Source organism: Pseudomonas sp. 57B-090624, from assembly GCF_003234055.1.
GTDB classification, from domain to species: Bacteria; Pseudomonadota; Gammaproteobacteria; order Pseudomonadales; family Pseudomonadaceae; genus Metapseudomonas; species Metapseudomonas tohonis.
Genome location: NZ_QKRU01000114.1, coordinates 1 through 12193, shown reverse-complemented (window position 1 = coordinate 12193; position 12193 = coordinate 1). Strand labels below are relative to the sequence as shown.

10 protein-coding genes and 1 pseudogene are annotated in these 12193 nt (G+C 68.5%); 4 read left to right on the top strand and 7 right to left on the bottom strand.

Annotated elements, in window-relative coordinates; all coding sequences use genetic code 11:
• Positions 1-23: 23 nt before the first annotated feature.
• The 4 genes and pseudogenes from DMX10_RS30475 to DMX10_RS30465 all read right to left on the bottom strand — a co-directional run bounded on the left by DMX10_RS30475 (position 24) and on the right by DMX10_RS30465 (position 4394).
• The gene (locus tag DMX10_RS30475) at positions 24-935 is read right to left on the bottom strand and encodes a LysR family transcriptional regulator (RefSeq protein ID WP_111264602.1); all 912 of its coding nucleotides are present in this window, start codon (positions 933-935) and stop codon (positions 24-26) included.
• Positions 936-1068: 133 nt separating this feature from the next.
• Positions 1069-1932 carry a methyl-accepting chemotaxis protein gene (locus DMX10_RS33815; RefSeq protein WP_371921741.1) on the bottom strand — a complete coding sequence of 288 codons (864 nt, stop codon included), beginning with the start codon at positions 1930-1932 and terminating at the stop codon, positions 1069-1071.
• Positions 1927-2679, bottom strand: a pseudogene (locus tag DMX10_RS33810) (MCP four helix bundle domain-containing protein); the annotation flags it as partial. The gene DMX10_RS33815 and the pseudogene DMX10_RS33810, both read right to left, overlap by 6 nt.
• Before the next feature lie 179 nt (positions 2680-2858).
• A complete protein-coding gene (locus DMX10_RS30465) occupies positions 2859-4394 on the bottom strand; it encodes a sensor domain-containing diguanylate cyclase (protein WP_111264600.1) in 1536 nt (511 codons plus the stop codon).
• 140 nt (positions 4395-4534) lie between these two features.
• Between DMX10_RS30465 and DMX10_RS30460 the strand changes: the two genes are divergently transcribed.
• The gene (locus DMX10_RS30460; RefSeq protein ID WP_111264599.1) at positions 4535-5476 is read left to right on the top strand and encodes a class I SAM-dependent methyltransferase; all 942 of its coding nucleotides are present in this window, start codon (positions 4535-4537) and stop codon (positions 5474-5476) included.
• Between the two features lie 95 nt (positions 5477-5571).
• Here the strand turns inward: DMX10_RS30460 and ppnN are convergent, their stop codons facing one another.
• Positions 5572-6954: a nucleotide 5'-monophosphate nucleosidase PpnN gene (gene ppnN, locus DMX10_RS30455; RefSeq protein WP_111264598.1), complete on the bottom strand. Its 1383-nt coding sequence runs from the start codon at positions 6952-6954 to the stop codon at positions 5572-5574.
• A 543-nt stretch (positions 6955-7497) separates the two neighbouring features.
• Between ppnN and DMX10_RS30450 the strand changes: the two genes are divergently transcribed.
• On the top strand, positions 7498-8715 hold the full coding sequence (locus tag DMX10_RS30450) for a sugar transporter (protein WP_256604885.1): 1218 nt from the start codon (positions 7498-7500) through the stop codon (positions 8713-8715).
• A gap of 75 nt (positions 8716-8790) precedes the next feature.
• Entirely contained in the window at positions 8791-9141 is a 351-nt protein-coding gene (locus tag DMX10_RS30445; protein WP_111264596.1) for a hypothetical protein, read from the top strand.
• A 303-nt stretch (positions 9142-9444) separates the two neighbouring features.
• On the opposite strand, the gene DMX10_RS30440 is transcribed toward DMX10_RS30445, so the two are convergent.
• A complete protein-coding gene (locus DMX10_RS30440; protein WP_111264595.1) occupies positions 9445-10095 on the bottom strand; it encodes a tetratricopeptide repeat protein in 651 nt (216 codons plus the stop codon).
• A gap of 50 nt (positions 10096-10145) precedes the next feature.
• Positions 10146-10877, bottom strand: a complete 732-nt coding sequence (locus tag DMX10_RS30435; RefSeq protein ID WP_111264594.1) for a carbon-nitrogen hydrolase family protein — start codon at positions 10875-10877, stop codon at positions 10146-10148.
• A gap of 203 nt (positions 10878-11080) precedes the next feature.
• Between DMX10_RS30435 and DMX10_RS30430 the strand changes: the two genes are divergently transcribed.
• Positions 11081-12184: a DUF2855 family protein gene (locus DMX10_RS30430; protein WP_111264593.1), complete on the top strand. Its 1104-nt coding sequence runs from the start codon at positions 11081-11083 to the stop codon at positions 12182-12184.
• The last annotated feature ends 9 nt before the right edge of the window (positions 12185-12193 follow it).

The window sequence follows — 12193 nt, the reverse complement described above, 5'->3', positions numbered from 1 at the left end:
GAGTTAAACGTTGTTAATTCGCCTCAGAGCCCGTCTTCGCTCATGAAGCGCACGATCTGCGTGCGCAGCCAGCGCTCGGCGGAGTCGTTGTCCTGGGCGCCGCGCCAGGCCATGGTCAGCTTGGCGGGGACGATCTCGAAGGGCGGCGGCTCGGCACGCAGGCCGCCGCCGGCCACCAGTTCGCTGGCGGCGTAGTCGGGCACGGTGGCGATCACCTCGGAGTTGGCCAGCAGGGCACGCAGGCCGTTGAACTGCGGCACGGCGAGCACCACGCGCCGGGAGCGGCCGATGCGCGCCAGGTCCTGGTCGATGTTGCCGCACAGGTCGCCCGAGAAGGAGATCAGCGCGTGAGGGCGGCTGCAGTAGTCGTCCAGGGTCAGCGGCTCGGGGCGCTTGTCGGCGCGCAGCACCAGGGTCTGGATGCGCCGCAGGGTGCGGCACTTGGCGTTGGCCGGCAGCTCCGTGGTGTAGCTGACGCCGACGGAGATCTCGCCCGAGGCGAGCAGGCTCGGCATCAGCAGGAAGTTGGCGCGGCGCACCACCAGCACGATGTTCGGCGCCACCTCGCGCAGGTGGTTGAGCAGCGGGGGCAGCAGGCCGCACTCGACGTCGTCGGAGAGGCCGATGCGGAACACCATGTTGCTGGTGGCCGGATCGAATTCATGGGCATGGCTCAGGGCGTTGGACATGGCGTCCAGCGCGGGGCGCAGTTGCTGGAGGATTTCCACCGCGCGGGTGGTGGGCTCCATGGCGCGGCCGCTGCGCACGAACAGCGGGTCGTTGAAATAGTCGCGCAGGCGCGACAGGGCGGCGCTGATCGCCGGCTGGCCGAGGAACAGTTTCTCGGCGGTGCGGGTCAGGTTGCGCTCGTGCATCAGCGTCTCGAAGACGATCAGCATGTTCAGGTCCACGCGGCGCATTTCACTGCGGTTCATGCTCGGTTTCCTTCATCGATGCGTCGGGGTGAAGCGGGGTGGTTCGCCAGCCTGGCAGATCGCCGCGCAGGCGGCTTGTACGCATGCGCGGTAATGGAACGCCTGCGCGATGGGCCCGCGCAGGCGCCGTGGGTCACACGCGAAAGCGCCTGACCAGGCCGTTGAGGTCCACGGCCAGGCGCGAGAGTTCCTGGCTCGCGGCGCTGGTCTGGTGGGCGCCGGCGGCGGTCTGCTGGGCCAGGTCGCGGATGTTGACCAGGTTGCGGTCCACTTCCCGCGCCACCTGTGCCTGCTCCTCGGAGGCGCTGGCGATCACCAGGTTGCGTTCGCTGATGTGGCTGATGGCCTCGGTGATGGTGTCCAGCGCCTGTCCGGCGGCGCGGGCCATCTCCAGGGTGGCACGGGCGCGCTGGCTGCTGTGCTGCATGGCATCGACCGCCTGGTTGGTGCCCTGCTGGATGCCGCCGATCATCTGCTCGATTTCCTGGGTCGACTGCTGGGTGCGGTGGGCGAGGGCACGCACCTCGTCGGCCACCACGGCGAAACCGCGCCCGGCGTCGCCGGCGCGGGCGGCCTCGATGGCGGCGTTGAGCGCCAGCAGGTTGGTCTGCTCGGCGATGGCGCGGATCACGTCGAGTACCTTGCTGATGCCTTGCACCTTGCCGGCCAGTTCCTCGACCTGGCCGGAGGTCTGGCCGACATCGCGGGCCAGGTCGCTGATGGACTCGACGGTGCGGTTGACCTGCTCCTGGCCGCCGCGCGCGGTGCGGTCGGAGTCGCGCGAGGCTTCGGAGGTGGCGACGGCGTTGCGGGCGACCTCGTCGACGGCGGTGGTCATCTCGTTGACGGCGGTGGCGGCCTGCTCGATCTCCTGGTTCTGCTGGTGCAGGCCGCGGCTGGAGTCCTCGGTCACCGCGTTGAGCTCCTCGGCGGCGGAGGCCAGTTGGTCGGAGGACCGGGCGATGTGCTCGATGGTGGTCTTGAGGCTCTGCTGCATGGTGCGCAGGGAACCGAGCAGCCGTGCCGGCTCGTCGTCGCCGTGGACCTCGATGCGTTCGGTGAGGTTGCCGGTGGCGACGGTCTCGGCGGCCTTCATGGCCTCGTCCAGCGGCGTGACGATGCTGCGGGTGAGCACCAGGGCGAGGATGCCGGTGAGCAGCGCCGCGAGGATCATCACCGCGCTGACCACCAGCACCGCGCCGTCGTACTGGCCGGTGGCGTGCAGCGCCATCTCGGCGGCGTTGCGCTGGTTGATCTTCATCAGGGTTTCCAGCTGCACGCCCAGCTCGTCGGAGAGCTTCTTGTATTCGCCGCCCAGCAGCGCGCGCAGTTCGTCGAGCCGGTCGGCATCGGAAAGCTGCATCAGCTTGTCGTTGACCCGGTAATACTCCGCCAGCACCCCTTTGAAACGGGCGTACTGGGCCGCTTCCTCGCCCTCGTCCACCAGCTTCTCGTACACCTCCTGGGCCTGGTGCAGTTGGCCGGTGAGTTCCGCCTCGCGCTGGTGGGTGGCGCGCAGCAGCTCGGGCTCGCGGTCCACCAGGATGCGGAAGGAGACGATGCGCAGGCGCAGCATCTTCTCGTTGATCGTGCCCAGTGCCGCGTAGCTGGGCATGCTGTCTTCGTTGAGCATCACGGTGGAGGCGCGGATGCCTTTCATCTGGTGCAGGGCGAAGAGCCCGAGCAGGATCACCAGCAGGGTGACGAGGGAAAAGCTGAGGATGGCGCGCGGCGCGATCTTCATGCGGCGTAGAAGCATGGGGACGACTCCCGGTTGGTTATGGACCGTTCTTATGCAGCCAGGTAAGCAACCACGCCATTCATGGGGCCGAGCGCAGCGGCAGAATGATTATCGGCGGGGCGTGGGAAAAGCTGAAGGGGGCGCGGGGAGCCATGCGGGTGGAATCCGCCTGGGTGTGAGGGTCAGACGGCGGGCTCGGCCCTGTGCGGGTGGACGCGGTCGCGGCCGGCGGCCTTGGCACTGTAGAGGGCTTCGTCGGCGGCGCGCAGCAGGTGGCTGTCCGGGGTGCCGTCGTTGGGGGCGGGTTGGTAGGCGTGGAAGCCGGCACTGAGCGTCACCAGGCCCAGCTCGCTGCCTTCGTGGCGGATGCCGAGCTCGCGCACGGCGAGGCACACCTGTTCGGCGATGGCGCGGGTGTCGGCCTCGTTGCTGTTGGGCAGCAGCAAGGTCATCTCCTCACCGCCGTAGCGGGCCGCCAGGTCGCCGGGGCGGCGGGCGAAGGCTGCCACCACCTGGGCCACGGCCTTGATGCACTGGTCGCCGGCGGGGTGGCCGTAGCGGTCGTTGTAGCGCTTGAAATGGTCGATATCGAACATGACGATGCCCAGCGGCGTGCCCTGGCGGCGCGCACGGCTCGCCTCGATGGGCAGCACGGCATCGAGGCGGCGGTTGGCCAGCCCGGTGAGGCCATCGACCATCGCCAGTTGCTCCAGGGCATCGTGGGCCAGGCGCAGCTCCTCTTCGGCCAGGGCGCCGGATTCGATGCGGCGGATCAGGGCCTGGGCGAACAGCACCAGGCCGACGATCATCGCCACCACCACCATGGCCGAGCGCGCGACCTGGTCGAGCCAGGGCGCGGTGATGGAGCGGGTGGAGATGCCGGTCTCCACCACCAGCGGGTAGTCGGCCAGTTGGCGGTAGCTGAACAGGCGCTCCACGCCATCGACCTGGCCATGGAAGATCGCCGTGCCGGCCGGTGCCTTGCGCAGCAGCTCGCTGAACACCGCGCCCTTGGCCAGGCTGGCGCCAATGGCTTCGGACAGGAACGGGCGCCGTACCAGCAGCGTGCCGTCCTGCAGGGCGAGGATGATGATGCCGGCGTCGCCGACATCGAAGCTCTCGTAGAACCGCACGAAGTAGCTCACCCGCAGGGTCGCCAGGGCGACGCCGCCGAAGCTGCCGTCGGGGTTGTCGATGCGTCGCGAGACGGGGATCACCAGGTCGCCGGTCGAGCGGCTGTAGATGGCCTTGCCGATGTACAGGTCGTTGTCGGCCTGTTCGCGGTGGTGGATGAAGTATTCGCGGTCGGCGTTGTTGGCGCCGGCGGGGACGCTGTCCTTGTCGGTCACCAGCCAGTTGCCGTCCTTGTCGTAGATGAACAGGCCGTGCAGCTGGGGCAGGAAGCGCTGCTGGCGCTTCATCAGGCTGCGCATGCGATCCACCTGCAGCTTGTCGATGCCATCCCACTCGACTCGCTCGATCAGCCCGACCAGCAGCGCGTCGGCCTGGCGCACGGCATCGCGGGCATGCTGGGCGGCGGCGCTGGTGACGTTGGTGGCGTTGACCTCGGCGCGGCGGTATTCCTGCTCGTGGGCCTTCCAGACCTGCCAGATCTCCATGGCGATGATCGCCAGGATCACCAGCGCCGTGAAGCCGAACGCCAGGCGCCGCGCCTGGACATGGCCCGGGTTGCTGTCTGAGGGGGGCGGCCTGTTCATGCTTGTCGGGCTCGACGATGACACGGGAACGTCATGGTTGTGACCATGGGCGCGAGAAAACCTCCGCAGAGTCGGGACACAGGCAGCCTAGCAGCGCTGCGGTTAGAATGCCGCGCCCCGGAACCAGGACCCGCACCGCCATGACCCCCGACGCCATCGAGACCCTTCGCCTCCAGCTGACCGCCGCCCTGGGCGATCTGCCCGCCGAGACGCGCCGCCTGTTCCATGGGCGAGGCCGCCGCTGGCCGGGGCTGGAGCACCTGGTGGTGGACTGGCTGGAGGGGGTGGTCCAGGTGGCGCTGTTCCGCGAGCCGGAAGCCGGGGCACTGGACAGCCTCAAGGCGATGCTCGCCGGACTGGTTTCCAGCCAAGCCTGGCGCGCTGCACCGGTGCGCAGCCTGCTGTTGCAGTTGCGCTACCTGCCGGGCAGCGACACCGAGCTGCTCTGGGGCGAGGCGGTGGAGCAGTGGACCATGCACGAGGACGGGCTGGCCTACCGCCTGGACCTGATGCGCAACCAGAACATCGGCCTGTTCCTCGACATGCGCTACGGGCGCCGCTGGGTCCGCGAGCAGGCCGCCGGCAAGCGCGTGCTGAATCTCTTCGCCTACACCTGTGGCTTTTCCGTGGCGGCCATCGCCGGCGGTGCCGAGGCAGTGGTCAACCTGGACATGGCCCGCGCCGCCCTGAGCCGTGGCCGCGACAACCACCGCCTGAACGGCCACGACATGGCCCGGGTCATGTTCCTCGGCCACGAGCTGTTCAAGTCCTGGGGCAAGGTCAGGAAGTGCGGGCCGTACGACCTGGTGATCATCGACCCGCCGTCGTTCCAGAAGGGCAGCTTCGAACTGGACCGCGACTACCGCAAGATCCTCCGCCGCCTGCCGGAGCTGCTGGCCGAGGGCGGCCAGGTGCTGGCCTGCGTCAACGACCCGTCCACGGGGGCCGACTTCATCGTCCGCACCATGGCCGAGGAGGCGCCCGCTCTGAGCTTCCGCGAGCGCCTGGCCAATCCGCCGGAATTCGAGGACGTGGACCCGCAAGGCGGGCTCAAGGCCCTGGTGTTCACCCAGGGCGTGTAAGGCGTAGCCCGGGCTTCAGCCCGGGAAGGCAGGGAAGGCCGGGAATGCGGGATGCAGGGGCCGTCCCTGCACCCCTGCCTGGCTCCGTTGGCGGCTCAGTGGCCGCTTTCCACCACCCGGTAGCAGGGCACGTAGGCCGCGCCGCCGGGAAGCTTCATGCGGTGCTGTTCGACGAAGGCCTGGAGCAGGCGGTCCAGCGGCTGCATCACTTGCGCATCGCCGTGGATCTCGTAGGGGCCGTGCTCCTCGATCAGGCGGATGCCCTTGTCCTTGACGTTGCCGGCGACGATGCCGGAAAACGCGCGGCGCAGGTTGGCGGCCAGTTCGTGGGGCGGCAGCGAGCGGCTGAGCTGCAGGGCGGCCATGTTCTCGTGGGTCGGGTCGAAGGGGCGCTGGAAGCCTTCGTCGATCTTCAGCAGCCAGTTGAAGTGGAAGGCGTCGTTGCGCTCGCGGCGGAAACGCTTCACTTCCTTCAGCCCCTGGGCCATCTGCCGCGCCACTTCGGCCGGGTCGTTGATGATGATCTGGTAGCGCTTCTGCGCATCCTCGCCCAGGGTGGCGCCGACGAAGGCGTGCAGCTGCTGCAGGTAGGGCTCGGCGCTGCGCGGGCCGGTGAGGATGACGGGGAAGGGCAGCTCGCGGTTGTCCGGGTGCATGAGGATGCCCAGCAGGTAGAGGAACTCCTCCGCCGTGCCCACGCCGCCGGGGAAGATGATGATGCCGTGGCCGACGCGGACGAAGGCCTCGAGGCGCTTCTCGATGTCCGGCAGGATCACCAGCTCGTTGACGATGGGGTTGGGCGCTTCGGCGGCGATGATCCCCGGCTCGGTCAGGCCCAGGTAGCGGCCGCCGACGATGCGCTGCTTGGCGTGGCTGATGGTGGCGCCCTTCATCGGGCCCTTCATCACGCCCGGGCCGCAGCCGGTGCAGACGTCGAGGCTGCGCAGGCCCAGTTCGTGGCCGACGCGCTTGGTGTACTTGTATTCCTCGGTGCTGATGGAGTGGCCGCCCCAGCACACGACGATCTTCGGCTCCACGCCCGGGCGCAGGGTGCGGGCGTTGCGCAGCAGGTGGAAGACGTAGTCGGTGATGCCCTGGGAGCTCTCCAGGTCGATGCGCAGGCTGTCCAGTTCGCTGGCGGCGTAGACGATGTCGCGCAGGGCGCTGAAGAGCATCTCGCGGGTGCTGGCGATCATCTCGCCGTCGACGAAGGCGTCGGCCGGGGCGTTGAGCAGTTCCAGGCGCACGCCGCGGTCCTGCTGGTGGATGCGCACCTCGAAGTCCTTGTAGGCATCGAGGATGGTCTTGGCGTTGTCGATCTGCGCGCCGGTGTTGAGGATGGCCAGGGCGCACTGGCGGAACAGCGTGTAGATGCTGCCGGAACCGGCTTCGCTCAGTTGCTGCACTTCGCGCTGGGAGAGGGTTTCCAGGCTGCCTTTGGGGCTGACTTCGGCGTTGACTACGTGTCTCGGGGGCATTCTCTATTCCATGAAAAGCGATGTCGGGCGGGCCGCTCGGCCCCCCGCATCGGGGTGATGAGCGCCGGGCGCTGGATGTGTCGTGGCTCCGGCGGTCGTGTGACGCGCCGGGGGTGTGCTTCAGGCACTGTCGATCGGCGCGCCGCAATCAGGTGGGTTCACGTAGATAGCGGGAACCCTTGGGCTCTGACAAGCATTTTGTGCGATCTGCTCCGCGAGCAATGGGCAGGGCCTGCACCCGGCGTACACGGGGGCACGTACCTGTAGGGGCGAGTTCATTCGCGAAAGATGACGCGCCGGGCCTCGCGGTTGAAACCGCTCCCACCACTCGCCGGCCCACTGCTGCGACCCACCGGTCATCCGCCGTGGTGCCAGGGCCGCTGGAGGCGTAGAATCGCCGCTTCCAGGCCGTACCCCCTCCCATTCCAAGAACAAACCCTGCCGCAGCCGTCCGCCCCGTGCCTTTCCCCGGGCGGCCCCTGGCATGCGCGGTGGAGGCGCATCGACCCTGTCCCGACTCCAGCCACAGCCCCGGAACAGCCCTTGAGCCCTGAACGCCCCACCCTCGACCCGACACCCGAACCCCGCGCCGGCAGCTGGCTGAGCGTGATCGCCCTGGCCCTGGCCGCCTTCATCTTCAACACCACCGAATTCGTTCCGGTGGGGCTGCTCAGCGACATCGGCCGCAGCTTCGAGATGCCCACCGCCCAGGTCGGCCTGATGCTGACGCTCTACGCCTGGGTGGTGACCCTGGCCTCGCTGCCGCTGATGCTGCTCACCCGCAACATCGAGCGGCGCAAGCTGCTGGTGTTCGTCTTCGTGCTGTTCATCGCCAGCCACCTGCTGTCCAGCGTGGCCTGGAGCTTCGGCGTGCTGATGCTCAGCCGCATCGGCATCGCCTTCGCCCATGCGGTGTTCTGGTCGATCACCGCCTCGCTGGCGGTGCGCATGGCGCCGCCGGGCAAGCAGGCCAAGGCGCTGGGGCTGCTGGCGACCGGCACCATCATGGCGATGGTCCTGGGCATCCCCCTCGGCCGCGTGGTGGGCGAGGCCCTGGGCTGGCGCACCACCTTCCTGGCCATCGCCGGCCTGGCGGTGCTGACGGCGCTGTGCCTGGCGCGCACCCTGCCGCTGCTGCCGAGCCAGAACTCCGGCTCCCTGCGCAGCCTGCCGATGCTGCTCAAGCGACCGCCCCTGGTGGCGCTCTACGTGCTCACCGTGCTGGTGATCACCGCGCAGTTCACCGCCTACAGCTACATCGAGCCCTTCTCCCGCGACGTGGCGGGCATGAGCGGGCAGATGACCACCGTGCTGCTGTTGCTCTCCGGCGGGGCGGGTGTCTTCGGCTCGATCCTCTTCAGCCGCTACAGCGACCGCTTCCCCAGGGGCCTGCTGCTGGTGGCGGTGAGCATCCTGGCGGCGAGCCTGGTGCTGCTCCTGCCGCTGGCCCAGCACCACGGCTGGTTGCTGGGCATGAGCCTGCTCTGGGGCATGGCGATCATGTGCTTCGGCCTGGCCCAGCAATCCAGCGTGCTGCGCCTGGCGTCCGACGCCACGGACGTGGCCATGGCGCTGTTCTCCGGCCTGTACAACGTCGGCATCGGCGGGGGCGCGCTGCTGGGCAGCCTGGTCAGCCAGCACATCGCCTTGCGCCAGGTGGGCAATGCCGGGGCGGTGCTCGCCGTGACGGGCCTGGTGCTGGCGGCGTTCGCCTGCTGGAAGTTCGCCGAGGCCCTGCGCGGTGGGCGCCAGGGCGGATAGGGAAGGGCGTCACGGCGCGTCGCCGGGACCCCTGCCAGGGTTGTGCCTTCGTCCAGTCACCGAGAAGGATTTCCCATGGCGCTCCGCTCCCCGCTGCTGCTGATCGGCTCCCTGCTGCTGCCCCTTGCCGTGCAGGCGGCCACCCTCGACGCGGACCAGTCGCGCTACCGGGGCGCGGTGTCCTGCATCGACCGGTTGTTCTACGACGGCGGCTATGACGTTGGCGATGCCCAGCGCGAAGCGCTGATCACCGAGTTCCTCGCCCACTACCAACTGCCCGCCTATGACGAGGCCCGCTACGCCGCCGGCGAAGGCGCGGACATCGACCGCGACGCCTACATGGCGGGCTACCAGCTGTGCGAGGAGGATGTGGACTACGTCGACAAGCTCGGTGCCAAGCACGGCAAGCACCTGCCCAGCGAGTAAGGCGAGCTACCTGCGTTGCCCCCACGCCTCACATCGCTGCGCGCGCTGCAGCTCTCGCAGGATGGCGTAGAGCGAAGCGAAACCCATGCTGTTGGGGCTAAGGCATAACGAAAGACGCTATGCCTGCGTTAGCTGTCGTGGTTTTAGATAAGGCGCCCAGGCACGGTTTTTCTGGGCTCCGCAGGATTCCTACCACCTCTGCTTCGTCCAACGCATCACGACGTGGTGCGCACGGACTTTCGTAGGATGGCGTAGAGCGAAGCGAAACCCATGCTGTTGGCCCAGGCATGGCGGGACGCGTCGTCAATCGGCCGGCTTGGCCTCATCCAGCGTCTTCCTGATGCTCGCGCCGAGCTGGAGGGCGTTGCTGCAGGCGGGATCTTCCTCGCCGTGCTTGCAGGACTTCTTCAGCACCTCCAGGGCCTTGGGCAGGTCCTTCTTCACGCCGATGCCGCGAGCCAGGTACATGCCGAGCATGGTGCAGGCCCAGGGGTCGTCCTGGTCGCAGGCTTTGGTGAAGCTGCGGGCGGCGCAGGCTTGCACGCGCTCGTTCTGCATGTCGGCGCGGTACAGCCCGGCGGCGTGGTTGGTGCAGCCGGAGGCGGCGCCCAGCTTGCAGGCGCGCTGGTACAGGGGTTCGAAGCCGGCGGGGTCGCCGCCGAGTTGCTGCAGGGTCACCGCCGTGTGCAGGCAGGAGTAGGCGTCCCCGGCGCTGCAGAGGGCGAGGCAGCCATCCAGCTGGTCGGCGGTATTGCAGTCATGGGCGTTGATTTCCAGCGCCCGGTGCCCGGGCATCAGGTCGGCCGGGCAGTGCTCGGCCTCCTGGGTCCATTGCGCGTTGGCGCGGACCTGGGCGTCGATGCGCTCGACGATCTGCGTGTCCTCCTCCGCTACGGCGGTTTGCAGCTGCGAGAGTGAAACGGCGGCGAGAAGCATCAGCTTCCTGATGAACATGGGAATTCCCTTGCGCGAAAGAGGGGTGTTGCACGCCCCGCAGCGGGGCGTCAGGGGCCGGTAATGAGCTCGACGCGTTCGCTTTCCAGGTCCAGCAGCACCAGGCCTTCCTGCCCGTCGGGGAGGGTGCCGAGGCAGTCGCCCTGGCGGTTCCAGGCGGCGGACTGACCGGTGGTGAGGAAGCCTTCCACCGGGCCGATGCTGTTGCTCATCAGCAGCGGCATGGCATGGCGGCGGGCCATGGCGGGGTAGTGCTGGTGCCCGGCGGCGATGCCGTTGGCCGATTTGGCGACGCTGACCAGATAGAAGTCGGCACCCGCCGCGACGGCTTCGTCGGCGTGCTCGGGGAGCATGGATTCGTAGCAGATGGCCGGCGCCAGGCGGTGCTCGCCGAGGCGGACCAGCGCCTGGCCTTCGCCCGGGCTGAACCAGGACAGTTCGTCGGCGTGCAGGCGCTGCTTGCAGTAGAGACCGCGTGGCCGGTGGGCCTGGAAGATGACCATGCCGATGCGCGGCAGCGGCGCGCCGGCTATCGGCAGGCCGGCGCAGATGGTGATGCCGTGCGCGTCGGCGAGATGCTGCAGGGCGTCGAGGCGCGGGTCGTCGGGCGTGGTGGCCAGGCCCTGGGCCAGGGACGGCGCGTAGTGGGTCAGCGAGAGTTCGGGAAACAGGATCAAGGCGGCGCCCTGTTCCACCGCCCGCTGGATGAACGCGCAGTGCTTGCCGACATTCCCTTCGATGTCGCCCGCGATCGACGACAGTTGCGCGGCGCATAGCTTCACGTGGAGTGCTCCTGCAGATGAGGGCGCCATGCTAAATCGCCGTGGCAGCCCCACGCCAGAGCCTTTTCGAGGGGTGGCCCATGCACCTGTACGCTGTGCACGTCATTCAGCCCCTGATTGATCCATGGCGGCATCTGGACGCGCTCCGGGGGTCTTTCTAGACTGGCTTTCCGCTGGCCGCCCACCCCACGAGGAACAGCCCCATGAGCACCTATCAGGAACTGCGGATCAACCGCACGCAGCTGGATGATTGCCAGTCCCACCGCCGCGGACTGGCCGTCGAGCTGGATGAGGGGCAGGTGCTGCTGGGCGTCGAGCGCTTCGCCTTCACCGCCAACAACATCAGCTATGCGGCGCTGGGCGATGCCATGGGCTACTGGCGCTTCTTCCCCACGGTGGAGGGCCAGGGGCTGATCCCGGTCTGGGGCTTCGCCGTGGTGCTGCAATCGCGCTGCGAAGGCATCGCCGAGGGCGAGCGCTTCTACGGCTACTACCCCATGGCCAGCCATGTGGTGATGGAGCCGGGGCGCGTCGATGCCCAGGGGTTCACCGATGCCGTCGCCCATCGCCAGGGCCTGCCGGCCATCTACAACCACTACCTGAACTGCGCCACCGACCCGCTTTACAGCGACGACAGCGAGGCCCCGCAGATGCTCCTGCGGCCGCTGTTCACCACGGCCTTCCTGCTCGACGAATTCGTCGCCGGCAACCAGGCCTTCGGCGCGAAGCAGGTGATCATCACCAGCGCCTCGTCCAAGACCGCCATCAGCCTGGCCTACCTGCTCAGCCGGCACCGTGCCGAGCGGGGCCAGGACTACGAGGTGATCGGCCTGTCCTCGACGGCCAATCGCGCCTTCGCCGCCGGGCTGGGTTGCTATGACCGGGTGCTGGAATACGGCGAGGTGGAATTCCTGGCCGGCGACGTGCCGTCGATGGTCATCGACCTGGCGGGCAACAGCCAGCTGCTCGCTCGCCTGCACGCTCACCTGCAGGCGGGGCTGCGCTACAGCTGCCAGGTCGGTGCCTCCCACTGGGACCAGCGCCAGGCGCTGCCGAACGGCCTGGCCGGGCCGAAACCGGTGTTCTTCTTCGCCCCCAACGAGGGCAAGCGCCTGCACCAGCTGTGGGGTGCGGCGGCCTTCGCCCGCACGCTCGCCGAACGCTGGCAGGCCTTCAACGGCTTCGCCCGCTCGTGGCTGATCTTCGAGTACGGCCACGGCGCCCCGGTGGTGCGCGAGCGTTACCTGGCGGCGTTGCGGGGCCAGCTGGAGCCGCAGGTGGGGGTGGTGCTGTCCTTGCTGGAGTGAGGGGTGGGG